General features: G+C 56.9%; 18 protein-coding genes. 14 read left to right on the plus strand and 4 right to left on the minus strand.

Going from position 1 to position 22,739, the window contains the following annotated elements:
• Positions 1 to 3: 3 nt before the first annotated feature.
• From ACWKXN_RS08615 to cheZ, 9 genes are all read left to right on the plus strand, one after another.
• Positions 4 to 759 carry a fimbrial biogenesis chaperone gene (locus tag ACWKXN_RS08615; RefSeq protein WP_033145873.1) on the plus strand — a complete coding sequence of 252 codons (756 nt, stop codon included), beginning with the start codon at positions 4 to 6 and terminating at the stop codon, positions 757 to 759.
• Positions 735 to 3,119: a fimbria/pilus outer membrane usher protein gene (locus ACWKXN_RS08620; protein WP_033145872.1), complete on the plus strand. Its 2,385-nt coding sequence runs from the start codon at positions 735 to 737 to the stop codon at positions 3,117 to 3,119. The genes ACWKXN_RS08615 and ACWKXN_RS08620 overlap by 25 nt, the downstream gene beginning before the upstream one ends.
• On the plus strand, positions 3,116 to 4,078 hold the full coding sequence (locus ACWKXN_RS08625) for a Csu type fimbrial protein (RefSeq protein WP_033145871.1): 963 nt from the start codon (positions 3,116 to 3,118) through the stop codon (positions 4,076 to 4,078). Before ACWKXN_RS08620 ends, ACWKXN_RS08625 begins: the two co-directional genes overlap by 4 nt.
• An 84-nt stretch (positions 4,079 to 4,162) precedes the next feature.
• The gene (tar, locus tag ACWKXN_RS08630) at positions 4,163 to 5,830 is read left to right on the plus strand and encodes a methyl-accepting chemotaxis protein II (protein ID WP_045888837.1); all 1,668 of its coding nucleotides are present in this window, start codon (positions 4,163 to 4,165) and stop codon (positions 5,828 to 5,830) included.
• Between the two features lie 44 nt (positions 5,831 to 5,874).
• Positions 5,875 to 7,455 carry a methyl-accepting chemotaxis protein IV gene (gene tap / locus ACWKXN_RS08635; protein ID WP_454543637.1) on the plus strand — a complete coding sequence of 527 codons (1,581 nt, stop codon included), beginning with the start codon at positions 5,875 to 5,877 and terminating at the stop codon, positions 7,453 to 7,455.
• 40 nt (positions 7,456 to 7,495) lie between these two features.
• Positions 7,496 to 8,362, plus strand: a complete 867-nt coding sequence (gene cheR / locus ACWKXN_RS08640; protein WP_454543638.1) for a protein-glutamate O-methyltransferase CheR — start codon at positions 7,496 to 7,498, stop codon at positions 8,360 to 8,362.
• Positions 8,359 to 9,408, plus strand: a complete 1,050-nt coding sequence (locus tag ACWKXN_RS08645) for a protein-glutamate methylesterase/protein-glutamine glutaminase (RefSeq protein WP_029741783.1) — start codon at positions 8,359 to 8,361, stop codon at positions 9,406 to 9,408. The genes cheR and ACWKXN_RS08645 overlap by 4 nt, the downstream gene beginning before the upstream one ends.
• Before the next feature lie 17 nt (positions 9,409 to 9,425).
• Entirely contained in the window at positions 9,426 to 9,815 is a 390-nt protein-coding gene (gene cheY / locus ACWKXN_RS08650; protein WP_008500431.1) for a chemotaxis response regulator CheY, read from the plus strand.
• Positions 9,816 to 9,825: 10 nt separating this feature from the next.
• A complete protein-coding gene (gene cheZ, locus ACWKXN_RS08655; protein WP_023312251.1) occupies positions 9,826 to 10,470 on the plus strand; it encodes a protein phosphatase CheZ in 645 nt (214 codons plus the stop codon).
• A 48-nt stretch (positions 10,471 to 10,518) separates the two neighbouring features.
• Here the strand turns inward: cheZ and ACWKXN_RS08660 are convergent, their stop codons facing one another.
• The 4 genes from ACWKXN_RS08660 to ACWKXN_RS08675 all read right to left on the minus strand — a co-directional run bounded on the left by ACWKXN_RS08660 (position 10,519) and on the right by ACWKXN_RS08675 (position 15,637).
• Complete coding sequence (locus ACWKXN_RS08660; protein WP_048979941.1) at positions 10,519 to 11,685, minus strand: fimbrial protein; 1,167 nt, start codon at positions 11,683 to 11,685, stop codon at positions 10,519 to 10,521.
• 4 nt (positions 11,686 to 11,689) lie between these two features.
• Positions 11,690 to 14,209 carry a fimbria/pilus outer membrane usher protein gene (locus ACWKXN_RS08665; protein ID WP_454543639.1) on the minus strand — a complete coding sequence of 840 codons (2,520 nt, stop codon included), beginning with the start codon at positions 14,207 to 14,209 and terminating at the stop codon, positions 11,690 to 11,692.
• Positions 14,210 to 14,239: 30 nt separating this feature from the next.
• On the minus strand, positions 14,240 to 14,932 hold the full coding sequence (locus ACWKXN_RS08670; RefSeq protein ID WP_048979937.1) for a fimbrial biogenesis chaperone: 693 nt from the start codon (positions 14,930 to 14,932) through the stop codon (positions 14,240 to 14,242).
• 129 nt (positions 14,933 to 15,061) lie between these two features.
• Positions 15,062 to 15,637 carry a fimbrial protein gene (locus ACWKXN_RS08675; protein WP_096150288.1) on the minus strand — a complete coding sequence of 192 codons (576 nt, stop codon included), beginning with the start codon at positions 15,635 to 15,637 and terminating at the stop codon, positions 15,062 to 15,064.
• Between the two features lie 502 nt (positions 15,638 to 16,139).
• On the opposite strand from ACWKXN_RS08675, the gene flhB reads away from it, so the two are divergent.
• From flhB to bglB, 5 genes are all read left to right on the plus strand, one after another.
• A complete protein-coding gene (gene flhB, locus ACWKXN_RS08680; RefSeq protein WP_033145863.1) occupies positions 16,140 to 17,288 on the plus strand; it encodes a flagellar biosynthesis protein FlhB in 1,149 nt (382 codons plus the stop codon).
• Positions 17,281 to 19,359 (plus strand): flagellar biosynthesis protein FlhA, encoded by a 2,079-nt coding sequence (gene flhA / locus ACWKXN_RS08685; protein WP_033145862.1) that lies wholly within the window; start codon positions 17,281 to 17,283, stop codon positions 19,357 to 19,359. The genes flhB and flhA overlap by 8 nt, the downstream gene beginning before the upstream one ends.
• Positions 19,359 to 19,751: a flagellar protein FlhE gene (gene flhE, locus ACWKXN_RS08690; protein ID WP_033145861.1), complete on the plus strand. Its 393-nt coding sequence runs from the start codon at positions 19,359 to 19,361 to the stop codon at positions 19,749 to 19,751. Before flhA ends, flhE begins: the two co-directional genes overlap by 1 nt.
• A gap of 260 nt (positions 19,752 to 20,011) precedes the next feature.
• On the plus strand, positions 20,012 to 21,595 hold the full coding sequence (locus ACWKXN_RS08695) for an MFS transporter (protein WP_240608925.1): 1,584 nt from the start codon (positions 20,012 to 20,014) through the stop codon (positions 21,593 to 21,595).
• 4 nt (positions 21,596 to 21,599) lie between these two features.
• On the plus strand, positions 21,600 to 22,739 hold the full coding sequence (gene bglB, locus ACWKXN_RS08700) for a beta-galactosidase BglB (RefSeq protein WP_454543660.1): 1,140 nt from the start codon (positions 21,600 to 21,602) through the stop codon (positions 22,737 to 22,739).

The raw sequence follows: 22,739 nt of genomic DNA on the forward strand, positions 1-22,739 counted from the left end.
TTGATGAAGCCATTTTTCAGACCGGTTTGTCTGGCGGGCGCGTTGGGAATGGCGGTTGCTGGCCAGGCGCAGGCGGCGGCCACCATCCTGCTCTGGCCCATCGATCCCTGGCTTGCTGCAGACGCCAACGCCACGGAACTGTGGATCCAGAACCAGGGAAACAGCGCCACGACGATGCAGGTTCGCATCGTGCGCTGGAAGCAGGAGGACGGACACGAGCGCTATACCGCGCAGCAGGACGTGGTCGCCAGCCCGCCCATCGTCACGATTGGCACAGGCAACAAGCAGCTTATTCGCCTTATCAAACAGGCTTCGGTTCCCGCTGGGGTCGAACAGGCCTATCGCATTATCGTCGATGAAATTCCCCAGCCAGATGCCAAAGCTGAACCCGCCATCGGCCTGAAATTGCAGATGCGTTACTCCATCCCTCTGTTCGTATATGGACAGGGGATCCCGACCATCAAAGAGGGCGCGCATCACGCGCTGGCGGAGACCCAAAACCTGAGCTGGCGGGTGACGCAGGCGGAGGGGAAGCCTGCGCTGGAGGTCAAAAATCGGGGTGATGTTCACGTCAGGCTGAGCCAGGTGGCGCTGGAGCAGGGAGGTCAGAAACGCACGGTGGCGGAGGGATTGCTGGGTTACGTCCTGCCGGGCAGCACCCGCAGCTGGCCTATACCCGCTGGCGTTCGTCAGCCAGAGCGGATGAGCGCGCAGATTAATGCCAGGGACGAACAATGGCAGTCGACGCCCGTCAACTGAAGCCGGCGATGATGATACTGCTATGCGTCAGTTCAGCGACCCTGGCCGGGCCCGGCGACGACAGTTTACCGCCGCCTCCCCAGGCACAGGCGATAAATGATGAAGCGGTTTTCCAGCTGGCCATCGTGGTCAATCACTACGATACCGGCCTGGTCGTGCCCGTGACGCAGCGTAAAGGCGCTTTCTTTATCTCCAGCGCCGATTTGCTGCGCGCGGGTCTGCCCCCGGCGCACGTTCCCACCGGCGAGGTAAATCTCTCCTCGCTTGCTCAGGTTCGGGTGGAGTACGACAGCGCCGCGCAGCGCCTGCTGCTGACAGTTCCCCGCGACTGGGTGACGGCCCGCGTGACGCCTTTCAGCGCGCAAGCGGCGCAGGCCAAACCGCACTACGGGCGCGGGGCGCTGCTGAATTACGATCTCTACACCAACCACACGGAACATATCGGCGGACAGGCGTCGATCTGGCATGAGTTCCGCTACTTCAACGAGAACGGCTCGTTTTCCTCGACCGGTTACGCGCGGGAAAATTTCACCGGTAACGACGGACAGCAGGAAGGGTATGTCCGCTATGACACGACCCTGCTGTTCACCAACGAAGATGACGCGATGAGCTGGAGCGCCGGGGACGTGATCAGCGATGCCCTGAGCTGGAGCTCCAGCGTGCGGATGGGGGGGATAAGCGTCGGGCGGGATTTTTCCCTGCGTCCTGACCTGGTGACATGGCCGCTGCCCGAGTTCGCGGGGGAAGCCGCGGTACCCACTTCGGTCGATCTTTTTATCAACGGCTATCGCTCCGGCTCAACCCAGCTTCAGCCGGGCCCCTTCACCCTGACTAATCTGCCCTATATCAACGGCGCCGGGGATGCGGTGCTGGTCACGACGGATGCGCTGGGGCGCCAGGTAAGCACCACGCTACCGTTTTACGTCACCAGCGACCTGCTCAAACAAGGGCTGAGCGACGGCGCCGTGACGCTCGGCAGCCTGCGGCGTAATTACGGTATCAAGAATTTTGACTACGGTCCGGCAGCCGGCAGCGGCTCGTATCGCTACGGGATGACGGACTGGCTAACCCTCGAGGGCCACGTGGAAGGGGCGCAGGAGCTGGCGCTGGGCGGCGCGGGGACAGTGATAAAACTCGGCCAGTTTGGCGTGGTGAATACCTCTTACTCGCAAAGCCGCATGCGCGGTGATGCGGGCGGGCAAATCAACTGGGGTTACCAGTACAGTACCAGCGAGTTTAGCGTCGCCACCCAGCACACGCGTCGCGACCGAGGCTTTGGCAATTTGGCCCTTTACGATCAGCCGACGGTGTATGACGAAAACGATAAGCCCATCGCCAGCTTTAGCCGTAATACGGACCAGTATTCGCTGACCTTCAATCTGGGACGGTACGGCAATATCGGTGCGGCCTGGATAGGCGTGGAGAGTTTTGACAGCCAAAAAACCGAGCTGCTCAATCTCTCCTGGAGCCGAAACCTGTGGGGAGCGAGCAGTATTTACCTGGCCGGCAGCCGGGATCGGCAGCGGGGAGACTGGACGGTCGCGCTGTCGCTGCAGGTGCCGCTGGGGGCGCGCGACAGCGCTGCCGTCACCGTTGAAAACACCCCGGATGCAGGCAGTACCCAGCGCATTAACTACAACCACTCCATGCCTTCTGACGGTGGGTTCAGCTGGAACATGGCCTGGGCCAACCAGTCAAGATCCAGTGATTATCAACAGGGTACGCTGGGCTGGCGCAATAACAACATCGAGCTGCAGGGCGGCGGCTATGGCGAAAGGGATACCATGACCTGGTGGGGCGAGGCGATGGGCGCCGTTGTGCTGATGGACGGCGAGCTGTTCGCGGCGAATAAGATCAACGATGCGTTTGTGGTCATCAGTACCGATGGCCACCCGGACGTGCCCGTCAGCTATGAGAACCAGCCCGTCGGTAAAACCAATAACAACGGCTACCTGCTGGTCAGCGGGGTGTCGGCGTATTACCCGGCAAGCTACCGGATTGATACTTTGAATCTGCCGGCGGATACCCGTCTGAAAGAGACCGAGCGGCGGATCGCGATTCGGCGTCACAGCGGCTATCTGGTCGATTTCCCGATGGAGCAGGAGAGGGTGGCAAGCGTTATTCTGCATGACGCGCGCGGGAAGGCGTTGCCGGTGGGAAGCCAGGTTCGACGCGCCTCGCGCAGCAATGCGGTGGTGGGGTATGACGGCATCGCCTGGCTGGAAAATCTCAGCGATGTGAACCCGCTGGAGGTGATCGCACCTGACGGGAGGCGCTGTAAGACTACCCTGACCGTGGGGGCCAATCCGGAGCACAAGCTGAAAACCTACGGGCCGCTGGTTTGCCGGGAGGAGCCATGACGCGCCTGCTGCTATTCATCCTGCTGCTGTTCTCCGGCGGCGGCTGGGCGGCGTGTACCGTCAGTACGGTTAATGCGTCGTTTGGCAGCGTCACCTCGTTCGCGCTTAGCGGAACCGGAGAAGTTCAAACCACCGGCACGCTGGTAGTGGCCTGCGATGCCGTACTGAATCTGCTGACCAGCGACTCGGTAACGCTGACCTACACCGCGGCATCGGTTTCGGGCAGCAGCCGGGCCACGATGAAACGCACGGATAATGCGGCCATCACCGACGTGATCCCCACCCGGCTGTGCGGGTTATCGGGATGCGCGAGCAGCAGCGAGGTACAGATAAGTAAATCATATACCTGGAGCGGGAGTACCCTGCTGGGGTTGCTGGGGTCAAAGCAGTACAACATTCCGCTCTATTTCCGCACCGTCGCCGGGCAAAACGTCACTGCCGGGCCATATCAGGTGCAGTTAACCTTCAGCATTAACTACAGCGTCTGCTCCGTGGGCGCGCTTGGCATTTGCACAATCAATCAGACGGGAACCGCGACAACCACCATCCTGCTGGATATGACCGTTACCAACGACTGCAGCGCCATGACCACGCCAGATGTGAACTTCAACAGCGCGCCGCTGGTGCAAAGTTTCCCCACCGTCTCGCAGGCGATTGCCGTCACCTGTACCAAAGGAAGTTCGTATACCATCGGCATTAATAACGGTGCCAACGCGCTGAACAACGTGCGGCGGATGGTGAGCGGCAGCAACGCCATGAGCTACGACATCTATAAGGAAGCCACCGGTAACCGCTGGGGCGGCAGCGGCAGCGAGCGCTGGTCCAGCGCGGTATCGTCCCAGGTCAGTACCGACGGTTTACTGCGCACCTACAACTACACCGCGAAAGTCCTGACCAATCAGGCCACGCCGCCCGCCGGAACCTACACCGACACGCTGATTGTCGACGTGGCGTTTTAACCCCGCGCTTTTCCCTTTCGCAAATGTAAAGTTCCTGTGGGCTGTGCCGATAACACCGTTAATAAATCTATGAGAAGGTGTTGTATGTTGAACCGTATCCGCGTTGTCACAATGCTCATGATGGTGCTGGTCATTTTCGCACTTCTTCAGCTCATCTCCGGCGGGCTTTTTTTCTCGTCATTAAAACAGAACCAGGACAGCTTCGCGGCCTCGAACGATCTCCGCCTGCAGCAGAGTGAACTCACCTCAACGTGGGATCTGATGCTGCAAACGCGTATCAACCTGAGCCGCTCGTCCGCGCGCATGATGATGGACCCCAACAATCAGCAGAGCAGCGCGAAAACCGATCTGTTGAAAAATGCCCGTGCCACCCTCGCTGACGCCGCGAAACACTACGACGCCTTCAAAAAGATCGCCCCGCAGCCTGCTATGGAGCAGGTGAGCCAGAATATCGATGAAAAATACAATGCCTACCATACCGGCCTGACAGAGCTGATTCAGTTCCTGGAGAGCGGCAATATGGACGCCTATTTCGCGCAGCCAACGCAGGGGATGCAAAACGCACTCGGCGCGGCGCTGGGGGAATACGCGAAGGTCAGTGGCGATCTCTATCACTCGGCCTTTACGGCAAGCCAGAATGACTACCGCTTTGCAAAATGGCAGATGGCCGTGATGGCGCTGGCGCTGGTCATTGTGCTGGTCGCGGTCTGGTACGGCATTCGCCATATCCTGCTGAACCCTCTCGGCCGCGTCATTGCCCACATTCGTGAAATTGCCGGCGGTGACCTGACCAAAACGCTGACCGTTTCCGGGCGCAATGAGATCACCGAGCTGGCAAACAGCGTTGACCATATGCAGCGTTCGTTAATCGAAACCGTTGCCAACGTACGTAACGGGTCGGAGGCTATCTACACCGGCACCAGCGAAATTGCGATGGGGAATAACGACCTCTCTTCTCGTACCGAGCAGCAGGCGTCCGCCCTGGAAGAGACGGCCGCCAGCATGGAGCAGCTCACCGCGACCGTGAAGCAGAACGCCGATAACGCCCGCCAGGCGTCTCAGCTGGCGGAAAGCGCCTCCGAGACGGCGCAGCGCGGCGGCCGCGTGGTGGATGGCGTGGTGAAAACCATGCACGAAATCGCCGACAGCTCGAAGAAAATCGCCGACATCATCAGCGTTATCGACGGCATTGCCTTCCAGACCAACATTCTGGCGCTGAACGCCGCCGTGGAAGCGGCGCGCGCGGGTGAACAGGGGCGCGGGTTTGCCGTGGTGGCCGGGGAAGTACGCAACCTGGCCAGCCGCAGCGCCAACGCGGCCAAAGAGATCAAGTCTCTGATTGAAGATTCCGTCTCCCGCGTGGATACCGGCTCCGTGCTGGTGGAAAGCGCCGGGGAGACCATGAATGACATCGTGAATGCCGTCACCCGCGTGACGGACATCATGGGGGAAATCGCCTCTGCGTCCGATGAGCAGAGTCGTGGTATCGACCAGGTTGCTCTGGCGGTATCGGAAATGGATCGCGTGACACAGCAAAACGCCGCGCTGGTGCAGGAGTCCGCTGCGGCGGCTGCTGCTCTGGAAGACCAGGCGAGCCGTCTGAAGATGGCCGTCTCGGCGTTTCGTCTCGCTTCACTCGCTGGAAACACGGTCACCCCGCAGGCGACGTATCGCGCGCCAGCCGCTGAATCGGCTGCACACCGTACGCGCACCGCGACGACCGGACAAGATGAAAACTGGGAAACATTTTGACTGACAATTAAACCGCGGCTGCTTGCCGCTTGATGGGAGCGTGGATGTTAAATCGTATTCGTATCTCGACCACACTGTTTTTGATTCTGATCCTTTGCGGTGTGTTGCAGGTTGGCAGTAACGGGTTGTCTTTTTGGGCGTTTCGCGATGGCTATCAGAATTTGCAGGAAGTTGAGGCGAGTAATCAGCAGCGCTCCGCACTGGCACAAACGCGTGCCGTGCTGTTGCAGGCAAGCACTGCGCTGAACAAGGCGGGAACCTTAACCGCGCTGAGTTATCCGCCGGATGACATTAAAGCGCTGATGGCGACCGCGCGCGACAGCCTGAAGCAGGCTGACGCACAGTTTAAAGCCTTTACGGCGCAGGCCGCCGACAGTGAGAAAGAGAAAGCGCTGAAGGCCGCCATGAAGACGAACTTTGAGCAGTGGTACAGCGATCTGGACCACCAGGCGACGTGGCTTGAGAACAACCAGCTTTCGGACTTTATGACTGCACCGGTTCAGGCGTCTCAGGCGGCGTTTGACGGCAGCTTTAACGCGTGGCAGCAGGATATTAACCAGTCTGTTCAGCGTGCCGGTGACCAGAGCCGTCAAAGCTATCACATGTCGGGCGTCATCTTTGCCGTGGTGGTGATTCTGGCAGGGCTGCTGACCGGCGGGGCGCTGCTCTGGTCGCGCAGAATGATTGTGCAGCCGCTGGCGATTATCAGCAGCCACTTCGACAGCATTGCGAAAGGGGACCTGGCGCGTCCGGTGGCGGTGTTCGGCAAGAACGAAATTTCGGCGATCTTTGCCAGCCTGAAGGCGATGCAGGGATCGCTGCGGGAAACGGTGAGCGACGTGCGACAGGGCAGCTATGCCATGCACACCGGGATCTCTGAGATTGCGGCGGGGAACAACGATCTCTCGTCCCGCACCGAGCAGCAGGCGGCCTCGCTGGCGCAGACGGCGGCCAGCATGGAGCAGTTAACCGCGACGGTAGGCCAGAACGCCGATAACGCGCGTCAGGCGTCTGACCTGTCAAAACAGGCGGCGATGACGGCGAAGAAAGGCGGCGACCAGGCGTCCCATGTCGCCAGCACCATGCAGGAGATTGCCACCAGCTCGCAGAAAATTGGTGACATCATCAGCGTGATTGACGGTATCGCGTTCCAGACCAACATTCTGGCGCTGAATGCCGCCGTGGAAGCGGCGCGCGCCGGTGAGCAAGGGCGCGGGTTTGCGGTGGTGGCGGGGGAAGTACGTAACCTGGCGAGCCGCAGCGCCAACGCGGCGAAAGAGATTAAGGTGCTGATCGAAGAGTCGGTTTCGCGTGTTCAGCAGGGCTCAACGCTGGTGGATACGGCGGCGAAAACCATGCACGAGATCGTCACCTCCGTGACGCGGGTGAACGACATCATGGGCGAGATTGCCTCTGCGTCGGATGAACAGCGCCGCGGGATTGAGCAGGTTGCCCAGGCCGTCAGCCAGATGGATCAGGTGACGCAACAGAACGCCTCGTTAGTTGAGGAAGCGGCAGCGGCAACCGATCAGCTGGCCAGCCAGGCGGATCGTCTGACCGGACTGGTCGCGGTATTTAATGTGAAAGAGCACGTTGAAGCAGTAACAGAAGTCGGGCGGTCGTAGGCCGTGCCAGTTGTATCCTGAATGTAATTAAGAAGGCGCTATGACATCACCAATGCCCCCTGGGCAAACGTCATTATTGTTGCAGATGACACAGCGCCTCGCGCTGTCCGACGCGCATTTTCGTCGGATATGTCAGTTAATCTACCAGCGTGCGGGGATCGTGCTTGCGGATCATAAGCGGGACATGGTCTACAACCGTCTGGTGCGGCGCTTGCGTACGCTGGGGCTGGATGATTTTGGCCGCTATCTGAGCATGCTCGAGGCGAACCAGAACAGCGCAGAGTGGCAGGCTTTTATTAACTCGTTAACTACCAACCTGACGGCGTTTTTCCGTGAAGCTCACCACTTCCCGGTCCTGGCCGAGCACGCCCGCCGTCGCACCGGGGAGTATCGCGTATGGAGCGCGGCCGCCTCGACGGGTGAAGAGCCGTACTCGCTGGCGATCACCCTTGCTGACACCCTGGGCATGACGCCCGGACGCTGGAAAGTCTACGCCAGCGATATCGATACCGAGGTGCTGGAGAAGGCGCGTAACGGCGTGTATCGCCAGGATGAACTGAAAACGCTGTCGCCGCAGCAGCTGCAGCGTTATTTCATGCGCGGCACGGGCCCGCATGAAGGCCTGGTGCGCGTACGCCAGAAGCTGGCGAACTGCGTCGAATTCGCGCCCGTTAACCTGCTGGATAAGCAGTACAACGTGCCGGGGCCGTTCGACGCCATTTTTTGCCGTAACGTCATGATCTATTTTGATAAAACGACGCAACAGGACATTTTGCGTCGGTTTGTTCCGTTGCTCAAGCCTGACGGTTTACTGTTTGCCGGGCACTCGGAAAACTTCAGCAACCTCGCGCGTGAGTTTAGCCTGCGTGGGCAAACGGTATATGCGCTGAGTAAGGAAAAAGCATGAGTAAAATCAGGGTGTTGTCTGTCGATGATTCAGCGCTGATGCGTCAGATCATGACTGAAATTATCAATAGCCACAGCGACATGGAGATGGTGGCGACTGCGCCCGATCCTCTGGTAGCGCGGGATTTAATTAAAAAATATAACCCCGACGTGCTAACGCTGGATGTCGAGATGCCGCGCATGGATGGCATAGATTTCCTCGAAAAATTAATGCGGCTTCGGCCCATGCCGGTGGTGATGGTCTCCTCCCTGACCGGAAAAGGATCGGAAATCACCCTGCGCGCGCTGGAGCTGGGGGCGGTGGATTTTGTCACCAAACCGCAGCTCGGCATTCGCGAAGGGATGCTGGCCTACAGCGAAATGATCGCGGAGAAGATCCGCACCGCGTCGCGGGCGAAGCTTGCTGCCCATACGCCATTGGCCGCGCCTGCGACCCTGAAGGCCGGTCCCTTACTCAGCTCGGAAAAACTGCTGGTTATTGGGGCGTCAACCGGAGGAACAGAGGCAATTCGTCATGTACTCCAGCCATTGCCGCTTTCAAGTCCGGGTATTCTGATCACTCAGCATATGCCGCCAGGCTTTACCCGTTCGTTCGCCGAACGCCTGAACAAGCTGTGCCAGATCAGCGTGAAGGAGGCGGAAGACGGCGAGCGCGTGCTCCCGGGACATGCCTATATCGCCCCGGGCGACAAGCATATGGAGCTGTCGCGCAGCGGCGCTAACTATCAAATCAAAATTCATGACGGACCGCCGGTTAACCGGCACCGTCCGTCGGTGGATGTGCTGTTTCATTCGGTGGCGAAACATGCGGGGCGCAACGCCGTTGGGGTGATCCTGACGGGGATGGGCAACGATGGTGCCGCCGGAATGCTTGCAATGCACCAGGCTGGCGCCTGGACGATTGCGCAGAATGAAGCAAGTTGTGTGGTGTTCGGCATGCCGCGCGAGGCCATCAATATGGGTGGCGTGAGCGAAGTGGTCGATCTTAGCCAGGTAAGCCAGCAGATGCTGGCGAAAATCAGTGCCGGACAGGCAATACGTATTTGACTCAGGAGTATTATTTTATGGCGGATAAAGAGCTTAAGTTTTTGGTTGTGGATGACTTTTCCACCATGCGTCGCATCGTGCGCAACCTGCTGAAAGAGCTGGGCTTCAACAACGTTGAAGAAGCAGAAGACGGCGTTGATGCGCTGAACAAACTGCAGGCTGGCGGGTTTGGTTTTGTTATCTCCGACTGGAACATGCCAAACATGGACGGTCTGGAACTGCTGAAAACCATTCGTGCTGATGCCGGAATGGCGTCTATGCCGGTTCTGATGGTTACTGCAGAAGCGAAAAAAGAGAACATCATTGCCGCTGCACAGGCGGGCGCAAGCGGCTATGTGGTGAAGCCATTCACCGCGGCAACCCTGGAAGAGAAGCTCGGTAAGATCTTCGAGAAACTCGGCATGTGAGGTGATGGAAATGTTGCAACCTGCTATGAAACCCGTTGAAGAACACTCGCCGAGCGATATTATCGTCCGCATCGGCAGCCTGACGCGCATGCTGCGTGACAGCCTGCGTGAGCTGGGTCTGGATCAGGCGATTGCCGAAGCGGCGGAAGCCATTCCTGATGCCCGCGATCGTCTGGACTATGTTGTGCAGATGACCGCTCAGGCCGCGGAACGTGCGCTGAACAGCGTCGAAGCGTCACAGCCGCACCAGGATGCGATGGAAAAGGGGGCGAAAGCGCTGAGCAAACGCTGGGACGAGTGGTTTGAGAACCCTATCGAGCTGGCGGATGCCCGCGAGCTGGTGACGGATACCCGTCAGTACCTGGGGGATGTGCCGGGGCACACCAGCTTCACCAACGCCCAGCTGCTGGACATCATGATGGCGCAGGATTTCCAGGACCTGACCGGTCAGGTGATCAAGCGCATGATGGATGTTATCCAGGAGATTGAGCGTCAGCTGCTGATGGTTCTGCTGGAGAACATCCCGGAACCGGCGGCCCGTCCAAAACGCGAGAACGAAAGCCTGCTCAATGGTCCACAGCTCGACGCCAGCAAGGCGGGCGTTGTGGCAAGCCAGGATCAGGTAGACGATCTGCTCGACAGCCTCGGCTTCTGATTGTTCTGATTACCCTCAGGCTGCGGCGTCAGCCTGAGGGTAGTTCGGTTAGCGAAGATCCATCTTCACCGTCACGTTACCTTCAAAGCGGCCGGGGGCCGGGGAGGCATTCGTCGTGCTGACCGGTACAGCCTGAATTTTGACCACACCGTTTCCTTGCGCGTCCATCGTCACCGGAAACTCATAGGTCCCGTCCAGCGCGACGTTCTGACTGTTTTCATCATATACACGCACCCCGAGATCGTCCCTGTCCAGAAGTTTTGCAATGTACGGCGTACTGTTGTCTGCCACGCCCTGATCTGCGGTCAGCGTGAGCTTTATCCGGTCCGTGTTTCCCACTGCGTTATCATCGCAGTGGTAGGCAATATCAACGTTTTTGATGGCATAACGTTTTGGCGGTTGCCCCTTGATGACGAATTGCTTGCTGACGATGCTGCCGAACTCAACCTCAATGGTGCTGCCTTCGTTGATAACGCAGCTTAGCGGCGCAGATAGCGTGCCGCCAAACCAGATATCAGAGACCTGATCTGCCTGTCCAGGATCGCAGCTTCCCCCCGAGCCGAAATAAAGACAGGCATAGTTTTGCGCGACGATCGTCGAAGGGATCACCTCTTGACCCAGGATGGGTTTTTTAACGTGAAGCAGGATCGCAACGACGTTCCAGCGGAAATTACGCTTTACTGTAGCGGCGTTGCTCGGCTGGGTGCCACTACTGCAAACGTTGGCATCTCCCTCCGTTTTGGCGAGTGCATTCTCAGTCGTGTTACGCATATTACTTCTGGACGTCGGGTATTCATTGACAGCTATCGGGGTCAAAGAAGTGCCGTCCGGAGAGTTAATTGCATCAGCGTAGGCGGTGATATCGGCATCGATCTTTTCTGTCAAATAGCCGTATCCGCTTGTTCCAGGTTTGAGCGGGCTTCCAGCGAAGGTTTTTTCATAAACCATGCTCGAAGAAAATATATTTCCGGGACAGCTGCAGTTGGCCACTATCACCGGGCCATTGCCGACCAGATGATTTGGCACATCATAATCATGATTGGCGATATTTTCGCTGGACGAAAACTCATGATCGAACGTCGTGGTGTAGGCTTGCGGCGCACCGAAGCAGTCATGGAGTAAAGTCGCGGCTCCCCTGCACGGGCTGGTTGCGGTCAGGCTCAATACCGTGGCCAATGAAGCCCTGGTGACCTGTTTCTTGAGTATAGTTATCATGTGCTTATTCCTGCTGACAAAGCTCGCTAACCGAGCGAATACCGTTAGGGCTTTCGGTTTGGTTGGCTGACAGTTGCGTAATGCTGGCGCGGCACTGTTGGCCCGTGCCGTTACCCCATTTCACGGTGATCTGCGCGGTCTCTCCAATGCCTGCCAGATAGACGGTGCCGGTTTCATCGACAATGCCGCTCATCACCGGGTCGCTACTGGTCGCGATGGCGCCGAACGGAACGGGGAGACCGTTTGGACGCTTCAGGGTGACCAGCATCCGGTAGCCTGTGTGGGCGTCAAATCTGGCCAGAACTGCCGCGTTGCGCGATGGAATGACGGTGATGGCGGTATCGCTGCTGTCGACATTTTCCGGCAGGCTCGAGGTATCAATACGAATATTGTTCTCCTGGTAGGGAGTGAGCGATGGAATGACTGCGTTACCCTGCCAGTCGGTCCGAATACCCCGCTGGTTCAGGAAACGGATGCCGGAAGCGTCGTTGGCGTTCACGATAGCAAACTGGCTTCCTAAAGGTTGAGCCAGCGTGATGCCCTGAGGATGGGCTACAATAGCGCCGCCAATGCCGTAGTTAAGCTGCTGAGAGTGATCGGTGGAAGCGTAATAGCCTGCGGTCAGATTGGCGTACTGCGAGCGGTAGCTGCCATAGACGCTGCTGATAGCTTCCCCGTCGTGGTTGGAGTGGCTCTGCTGCAACGAGTAGCTCAGACGCTCATCCTCCAGAAGCGTGCCGCTGAGGCCCACGTTTTGCCGCGTATAGCCATTTTTAGTGTTGCTGATGTTATAGCTACTCCAGGCGCGTGGCAGCCATCTGGCGAGAGGAATGCTAAATCCCAAAGAGACCATCCTGTCAGACTCGTCGCCGTTGGTTTTGCTGTACGTATAGGCAATGTGATAGCTCGTGCCGGCAACAACGGTATTGAATCCCAGAGACAGGCTGCGCTCTTTTTTAGAGGTGCCCCAGTAATCCTGCTGATAACCGTTAAGATACAAACTCACCCCAGCAACGGTTTGGCTAACGCTGGCCTGAATGCGGTTGCGTTTATTGTAACGAAACTGCAGATCGTCTTCGTGAGCGTCAAGTTTTTGGTTAGCGTCGGCAAAGCTGTAATACCCGCGGCTGGAGTATCGGTAGCTGCCGAGGCTGAAGTTGGTATCGGTCGAATCCAGTTTACCGGTATAAAGCAAACGCCATGACTGGCCGGTATGCTGGCTGTTATCGTCTAGCCGGGTATCGGCCATGGTAACGTCAGCGGACAGCGAGCCCAGCGGACCGAGCGCCAGACCGGCACCGGTATTGGCTGCGTTATAGTCTTTCGAGAGCGTCAGCCCTCCAAACCAGGTGAGAAGGTTATTTAAACCGTAAATCATGCTTCCCTGGAAAAAGTCGGGTTCCTTTTGGTCGCTCCCGCTTTCAGCACGATAACGGCCTGCTGTCATTTCGTACTTCATATGCCCAGGCCGCAGCATAACCGCGATACTGGAGTAGGGCTGCGTAAAGTGATGCTCGGTGCCGTCAGCCTCTTTCACCGTAACGTCCAGATCGCCGCTGTTGGTCGTGGAGTAGAGATCGTCGATTTCGAACGCGCCCGGCGCGACATTTTGCTGATAGATGAGGTAGCCATTCTGGCGCACCGAGACTTCCGCATTTGAACTGGCGATGCCGCGTATGACAGGGGCATAGCCGCGTTGGCTGTAGGGAAGCATCTCTTCATCCGACGCAAGGTTAACGCCCCGGTACTGTAAGCTATCAAATACCTCGCCCCGCGTGTTGCTTTCTCCGGCCGTGAACTGTGCCTTGATGGCGTCAACGTCATGCTGGAGGAAGGTATTGATGTTTTCCCACAGGTTTTCATTCTCTGAATTGCTCCACGTTGAATAATTGCGCACTCGCCAGCCACCCAGGTTGGCGCCGGTGCGCAAATTCAGATACTGACTGGTGGCGCTGTTGTCGCCGCTCTCCTGATTTTTTGATCCTGAGAAAGCGTAGTCACTGAACAACACGGGAACACCGTCGTCCCACCGCGAAGGATCGATGTAATCGCGACCGGTACCCCTTAACGCGGCCTGAGGAATACTCAACGCTAATGTCATGTTTGAAAAATCAAGCCGCGCGGAGGCCTGGGGGATATAGTTGCTGATATCTTTAGGCAAAGCCTTATTGGCGGGTAACGCAAGCAAGGCGGGATACTGGTCGATAGCAACCCCCCATGCCCGCAGCATATCCGGTGTGAGCTGCGGTATCAGTGACCCTTCCGGCGAGCTGACGTAAGCGATACTGGTGGTGCTCAGGCGGTGTTCGTTCACCTGCACTCGTGAGGAATAGGTGCCGGGTAGCTGAGCATTCGACTTTGAAAAGAGTGAAAGGTCGATATCCTGCTGGGCCAGCATGTCTCCTTCAAGCGATGAGGGAGAGAAACGATACTCACGGGCCAGCGTCGAGAAGCTCGCGATGAGCAAGACACCGCCAAGGCAGCGAAGAAGCGGATTCGGTCTAAAGAGCCGCTCGTATGACATATCATTACGTCCTGTCATCATCGCGGTCTTTTAACCCTGCGCCAGGGTGGCGGTGTATTTTTCGGAAGCATTGCCGTAATCGGTTATGCAGCGCCAGGTGACGCTCGTTCCCTGAGCATTGTCAGGGAGAGGAATGTCAGCGCGGGATTTAGGGGCAACCATGTCGGCTTTCTCCACTTTGTGCGCTCCCAGCGCAAGTGAATCAAAGACGCTGTAGAACGCCCCCTCGTTGATTACAGTGAGCTGCTGACCATGACGAGCGAAGCGCAGGTTTTTGCAAGATTCAGAGGGCGTACCGCTCAGTCCAACAGGGCGCCAGAACAGTTTCAGACGCGTTTTATAGATTAACCGCAGGACGTTTTTGTCTCCCTCATCCGTAGCCGTGGCAGGAACGGTTCGTACGTTCATATAGAACAGAGACTCTTTATCGCCTGCTAAGGTTGTCCCGTTCCAGGTAATACGCAGGCTTTGCTCTTTTTGCGGATCGAGCCGAAAGAGAGGCGGTGTCACGATAAACGGTCCGTGTGTTTTACCATCACCTGTATCCGTCCATGACTGTATTAACCATGGAAGCTCTTTATCATTATTTTGTAAGGGCAGGGCAACTTCCTTTTTCGCAGCATCGTAGATTATGCGTGTGCGACCGATCTGAATACCTGCTGCGTGACAAAAGGTGCTCGCAATAACAGGAGTCCATAATAAGACCTGGAGTAAAATGCGCATGGTGAAACCTTTAATAAAGGAGGTTAAGGGGAAATGATAATAGTCCGAGTCCGGACTATTATCAGATCATGACTCCTTAAGCGTCATGACGCCTAAATATATATATTATGAATATCAGTAATACGTTTTTTATCGGTAAAGAATATTTACCGTCATATCAGCATCTGCCGGACCGGCGGTAACCGCATCTGCAAATGATTTATAGCGGGCATTAAAATCAGCTTTAATCGTATCTTCGGATTTTGTCGCCAGTTCGATATAGATCTGCCCTTCAGCGCCATCCATCGTGATGAGCTTATCATCTTTACCCGCCGGGCTGACGGCAATGCCGATACCGGTGGCCGCGGTTTCGCCCGTGGTGGTAATTTTACTGACGTCCAGCAGCGTCTTGGTCTTGGTCAGGGTCGTTGGGCCGTTAAAGGTCAGCTGAACAGCCGGAAGCCCAGCGCTTGTTAACGGGCAGTTCGCCAGCGTAATGGAGAACTCCGTAAGTGCGGTCTCCTTCCCAACGGTATTAAACAATGATGTAGGATAGGTACCCAGTGGGATAGTACTGTCTGTACCGTCGTCACCCTGAATGGTGCAGCTTGATTCGATAATTTCACCCGTGAAGTGAATAGTGCCGGCATTCATTTCTGCGGCGAAACCATGCATCGACAGTGTTGCAAGGGCTACGCCCGCAATAATATTCTTTTTGAAATCCATGTTAAATGTCCCTTTAAGTAAAAAGAAATATCTGGCATACATTTTGCTTTCTTGTGAAAGTAAATTATGTCGGTGGAATTATAACATTTAATTTTCTTCAGGTAAGGGAGTCTCAGGATTAATGTTATAAAGATTAATCCATTTTTGGATTTTGTGTGGTAATGGTTTATATGGTTTCAATTGCTCTGAATTATTGAATTTACATAATTACATCATTCCTGCAATACCAGGTAGTTAAAATCGACGGTTATGTTAATTTTCTTTCGGAATATTTTTAGAGTAGATGCTCTTTAAAACTGCGCTTAATTCATTTTGTAATATGAAACACATCACAAAAGCTGGAGAATGTTCGTTCGAACATTCCTTGCCCTTTTTTCCCTAACCCGAATTGCGGAGGGGGGCTTAAACAGGATAAAAAGACCCGGTTATAGGGTTTTTTCTGCCCATTGATGAAAGGCGGTGCTGGCATGATACCCGTGACGTAATGGGCTGAGCATGCACTGTGGCAGAAGAGAACGACGACAAAACGGAAGCCCCCACACCCCACCGACTAGAAAAAGCGCGTGAGGAAGGGCAGATCCCCCGATCCCGAGAATTGACCTCCCTGCTGATCCTTATCGTAGGGGTGTGCATTATCTGGTGGGGCGGGGAGTCGCTCGCCCGCAAGCTGGCGGGAATGTTGTCCACCGGCTTACGTTTTGACCACAGCATGGTCAACGATCCGAATCTGATCCTCAGCCAGATTATTCAGCTTATTAAAGGGGCCATGGTCGCGCTGCTGCCCCTGATAACCGGGGTCGTGCTGGTCGCGCTGGTCTCTCCGGTGATGCTCGGCGGCCTGGTTTTTAGTGCCAAATCGCTGCAACCGAAATTTTCCAAACTGAACCCGCTGCCGGGTATCGCGAAAATGTTCTCTGCGCAGACCGGGGCTGAGCTGCTCAAAGCCGTTCTCAAATCGGTGCTGATGGGCAGTTCCGCGGGATTTTACCTCTGGTACCACTGGCCGGAAATGATGCGTCTTATCAGCGAATCGCCGCTCACCGCGATGAGCAACGCGCTGAATCTGGTCGGGCTCTGCGCGCTGCTGGTGGTGCTCAGCATTATCCCGATGGTGGGTTTTGACGTGATCTTCCAGCTTTATACCCACTTCAAAAAGCTGCGCATGTCGCGTCAGGATATCCGTGACGAATATAAGCAGATGGAAGGTGACCCGCACGTGAAAGGGCGCATCCGCCAGATGCAGCGTGCCGCCGCCCGTCGCCGGATGATGGACGATGTGCCGAAGGCCGACGTCATCGTCACCAACCCGACACACTATTCCGTTGCGCTGCGCTATGACGAAAACAAAATGAGCGCGCCGAAAGTCGTTGCGAAAGGGGCGGGGCTGATCGCACTGCGTATCCGGGAAATTGGCACGGAAAACCGCGTGCCGATTCTGGAAGCCCCTCCGCTGGCGCGTGCGCTGTACCGCCATGCGGATATCGGACAACAGATCCCGGGACAACTCTACGCCGCCGTGGCGGAAGTGCTGGCCTGGGTATGGCAGTTGAAGCGCTGGCGTCTGGCTGGCGGTCAGCGGCCTGTGAAACCTGAAAACCTTCCGGTGCCTGCCGCGCTGGATTTTATGAACGAGAAGGACACTGATGGCTAATCTGGTGGCAATGTTGCGCCTGCCCGGCAACCTGAAATCGACCCAATGGCAAATCCTTGCCGGGCCGATTCTGATCCTGCTAATTCTGTCGATGATGGTACTGCCGCTTCCGGCGTTCATCCTCGATCTGCTTTTCACTTTCAATATTGCGCTGTCGATTATGGTGCTGCTGGTGGCGATGTTCACCCAGCGTACCCTGGAGTTCGCCGCATTCCCGACCATTCTGCTGTTTACCACTTTGCTCCGACTGGCGCTGAACGTGGCGTCCACGCGTATCATCCTGATGGAAGGTCACACCGGTGCGGCAGCGGCAGGTAAAGTGGTGGAGGCGTTCGGCCACTTCCTGGTGGGCGGCAATTTTGCTATCGGTATCGTGGTGTTCGTTATCCTCGTTATCATCAACTTTATGGTTATCACCAAAGGTGCAGGGCGTATCGCGGAAGTGGGCGCGCGTTTTGTGCTGGACGGGATGCCGGGCAAGCAGATGGCGATCGACGCCGACCTGAACGCCGGCCTTATTGCCGAAGATGAAGCCAAAAAACGCCGTTCGGAAGTGACGCAGGAGGCGGACTTCTACGGCTCCATGGACGGTGCGAGTAAGTTTGTGCGCGGTGACGCTATCGCAGGCATTCTGATCATGGTGATTAACGTGGTCGGCGGCCTGCTGGTCGGGGTATTGCAGCACGGGATGGACATGGGCCACGCGGCGGAAAGCTATACGCTGCTGACCATTGGTGACGGTCTGGTCGCGCAGATCCCGGCGCTGGTTATCTCCACGGCGGCGGGTGTGATTGTAACCCGCGTGAGTACCGATCAGGACGTTGGCGAGCAGATGGTGGGCCAGCTCTTCAGCAACCCGCGCGTTATGCTGCTGGCCGCTGCCGTTCTGGGTTTGCTCGGCCTGGTGCCGGGGATGCCAAACCTCGTCTTCCTGCTGTTTACGGCGGGTCTGCTGGGGCTTGCCTGGTGGATGCGTGGCCGTGAAATCAAACCGGCAGCGGAACCTGTTCAGGTAAAAATGCCGGAGAATACCCAGGCCGTCGAAGCGACCTGGAACGACGTTCAGCTGGAAGATTCCCTGGGAATGGAAGTGGGCTATCGCCTGATTCCGATGGTCGATTTCCAGCAGGATGGCGAGCTGCTTGGCCGTATCCGCAGTATCCGTAAAAAATTCGCCCAGGATATGGGCTTCCTGCCGCCGGTTGTACACATCCGCGACAATATGGACCTGCCGCCCGCGCGCTATCGCATTCTGATGAAAGGGGTCGAAATTGGCAGCGGTGATGCCTATCCGGGCCGCTGGCTGGCGATTAACCCGGGTACCGCCGCGGGCACGCTGCCGGGCGAGCAAACTATCGATCCGGCCTTTGGTCTGGCCGCTATCTGGATTGAAAGTGCCCTTAAAGAGCAGGCGCAAATCCAGGGGTATACGGTTGTTGAAGCCAGTACCGTGGTGGCGACCCATCTTAATCACCTGATCGGGCAATTCTCGGCAGAGCTGTTTGGCCGTCAGGAAGCGCAGCAGCTGCTTGACCGCGTCACGCAGGAGATGCCGAAGCTGACGGAAGATCTGGTCCCGGGCGTGGTGACTTTAACCACGCTGCACAAGGTGCTGCAAAACCTGCTCGAAGAGAAAGTGCCGATCCGCGATATGCGCACCATTCTCGAAACCCTTGCCGAGCATGCGCCGATACAAAGCGATCCGCACGAGCTGACGGCGGTGGTACGCGTGGCGCTGGGTCGTGCGATCACCCAGCAGTGGTTCCCGGGAACCGGAGAAGTGCAGGTCATTGGCCTCGATACGCCGCTTGAACGCCTGCTGCTGCAGGCCCTGCAGGGCGGGGGCGGCCTGGAGCCGGGCCTGGCGGACCGTCTGCTGGCGCAAACGCAGGAGGCGCTGGCGCGCCAGGAGATGCTGGGCGCGCCGCCGGTGCTGCTGGTGAACCATGCGCTGCGTCCGCTGCTGTCGCGCTTCCTGCGTCGTAGCCTGAACCAGCTGGTCGTGCTGTCGAATATGGAGCTGTCGGATAACCGTCACATCCGCATGACCGCGACGATCGGAGGAAAATAATGCGTAAATGGCTCTGGATTTTGTTCTTCCCGCTGGCGGCGCACGCTGCCGGGGAAGGCACCTGGCAGGCAAGCAGCATGGGAGTGACCCTCAGCAACCGGGGCGTTGCTATGTCATCTAACCCGCTGTCGCCTTCTGAAGGCGTTTCCGGTCAGATGGGCCTTGTGGTCTGGAATTACCGGCTGATTGGCCCAACGCCCGCAGGGCTGCGGGTGCGCCTCTGTTCTCAGACGCGCTGCACGGAAATCGATGGCGAAAATGGCACGACACAGGCGTTCAACGGCGTACCGGCCATTGAACCTTTGCGTTTCATCTGGGAAGTGCCGGGCGGGGGACGTTTAATCCCGGCGCTGAAAGTACAGAGTAATTCTGTCATCGTGAACTACCGCTAACACCCTGCCTTTCACCAGCCATCAGCAATTTTGATGGCTGGCTCTCAAAACTGACCTCACCTTTTGATCAAATAGAAACGCTGTTTTATAAATCAGTGACGCGCGTGACGGTACTCTTTGCATTATTGCCATTGACCCTCTTAGTGATGGCAGAAACAGAAAGGTATCAACCGGTCGATGCATTTACTGTAGCCGTCTAAAAGCTCCCGGAAGACGCTTGCTTGCAGGGAGTCTCCCAAAACTGATTAGGGGTGACGGCAATGAGAACACGTAAAATTGGGCTCGCAAATTATCTCGCTTACGGGTCAGGCGATTTCCTCGGGGCGGGTACCACCGCCCTGACGGCGGCCTGGCTTTTATATTTTTATACCACCTTCTGCGGGCTCTCACCGATCGAAGCAACGTTTATCTTTGCCGCTGCAAGGGTACTGGATGCCGTCGTTAGCCCGTTAATGGGCTTTTTAACCGATAACTTTGGGACAACCTGGCTCGGTAAGCGCTTCGGCCGTCGTAAGTTTTTTATCCTGCTGGGGATTCCGTGCGTGTTCAGCTACTCGCTGATGTGGGTTGGGGACATGAGCTTCTGGTACTACCTGCTGACCTATCTGGTGTTTGATATTGTCTACACCATGATTCTGGTGCCGTACGAAACGCTGGTACCGGAAATGACCGATGACTTTAAACAGAAAACCAAGTTCTCCGGGGCGCGTATCTCAATGGCGCAGATGTCCGCCATTCTGGCCTCCTTCCTGCCGGGGATCCTGTTAACCCACTTCGGGAAAGAAAACGCGATCTCCTTCTTCTACGCAAGCCTGGTCTTCTCCTTGCTCTGCGCCCTGATGCTAATCTTCGTCTGGTTCTTTACCTGGGAACGCCCGCGCGAAGAGTGGTCAGAAGCGGCGCTGCGTGCTGAAGAAGAGAAGAAGAAGCTGACGCTGGGGCAGAGCCTCAACCGCCTGATCGTTGAGTTAAGCTCCACGCTGCGCATCAAGATTTTCCGTCAGCATCTGGGCATGTACCTTGGCGGCTATATCGCGCAGGACGTGTTTAATGCGGTATTCACCTACTACGTGGTGTTCGTGCTGATGCAGGAAGCGTCAATGGCGTCCAATCTGCTGGGCACGATGGCTATTTTCCAGTTCTTTGCGGTTATCGCCATGATCCCGCTGTGCATCCGTTTCGGGCCTGCACCGTCCTACCGCATGGTCGTGGTGCTGTTTGGTCTGGCGTCTCTCTCTTACGCCATGCTCTATTACGCGGGCCTGAGCGACGTCTACGCTCTGCTGTTGCTGATCTCAGCGGTTGCCGGTCTCGGTCGCGGCGGTATCAACTATGTGCCGTGGAACACCTATACCTACATTGCTGACGTGGATGAAGCGATCACCGGCCAGCGCCGCGAAGGGATCTTCGCGGGCATCATGACCCTGACCCGTAAGGCGTCACAGGCCGGTGCGGTGATGCTGGTGGGTATCGTGATGCAGATGTCCGGCTTTGTCAGCGGTCAGAAAGTACAGCCTGCGGAAGTGAGCCACACCATTTTGACGATCCTGAGCGTGGGCACCATCCTGGTCCTGTTCTGCGGCTTCCTCGTTTCCCTGCGCTTCAGGCTCAATTTGCAGACCCACAGCACGCTGCGCGAGGAGACCGCGAAAATGCGTGAGTGTGGTCATGCGATGCCTGAGTCAGCGACGCCACACGCCCGCGCCACCGTCGAGATGCTGGCCGGTATGCCTTATGAGTCACTCTGGGGCAATAACAACATCGGTTATCTGAATCGCAATAAGCCAGCGGCACCCTCGCTGAAGGATCGCGCGGTACTGAATTCGACATACAACAGAGGTTAAGATGATGAAAGTTTGGCCTGTCAAACATAGCCCGTTATTACGTCAGCCAGAGCGCTTTATCGCCCGGGACGAACTGAAATCGCTGATTCAAAAGGTGACGCATAGCCTGATCAATATCCACGACAAAACGGGTGAATTTTTGCTGCGGCTGGACGACGGGCGCGTGATCGACACTAAAGGCTGGGCCGGATGGGAGTGGACGCACGGCGTTGGCCTGTACGGTATCTGGCAATATTACTGCCAGACCGGCGACAAAGGTATGCGAGACATCATCGACAGCTGGTTTGCTGACCGCTTTGCGGAAGGCGCGACCACCAAAAACGTGAATACCATGTCGCCGTTCCTGACGCTGGCTTATCGCTACGAAGAGACCAAAAATCAGGCCTGGCTGCCGTGGCTGGAAAGCTGGGCGGAATGGGCGATGGCCGAGATGCCGCGCACGCAACACGGCGGGATGCAGCACATCACCCTGGCGGAAGAAAACCATCAACAGATGTGGGATGACACGCTGATGATGACGGTGCTGCCGCTGGCGAAAATCGGCAAGCTGCTCAACAAACCGGAATACGTTGAAGAGGCGGTGTATCAGTTCCTGCTGCACGTGCAGAACCTGATGGACCGGGAGACCGGGCTGTGGTTCCACGGCTGGAGCTACGACGGCAACCATAACTTCGCCCGTGCCCGCTGGGCGCGCGGCAACAGCTGGCTCACCATCGCGATCCCGGACTTCCTTGAGCTTGTGGATCTGCCGGAAAACAGCGCCGTGCGCCGCTACCTGGTGCAGGTACTGAATGCGCAGATTGCCGCGCTGGCGAAATATCAGGACGACAGCGGGCTCTGGCATACGCTGCTCGACGATCCACATTCTTATCTTGAGGCGTCCGCCACGGCAGGGTTTGCCTACGGTATTCTGAAAGCCGTGCGCAAGCGCTACGTTGGCGCGGAGTATGCCGAAGTGGCAGAAAAAGCGATTCGCGGTATCGTCAAAAATATTTCGCCGGAAGGCGAGCTGTTGCAAACGTCGTTCGGCACGGGCATGGGCAGCGATCTTGAGTTTTATCGCCAGATCCCGCTGACGTCGATGCCGTACGGACAGGCGATGGCGATACTGTGTCTGACGGAGTATTTGCGGAAATACTTTTGA

It is taken from the genome of Enterobacter sp. UPMP2060 (genome assembly GCF_053709655.1).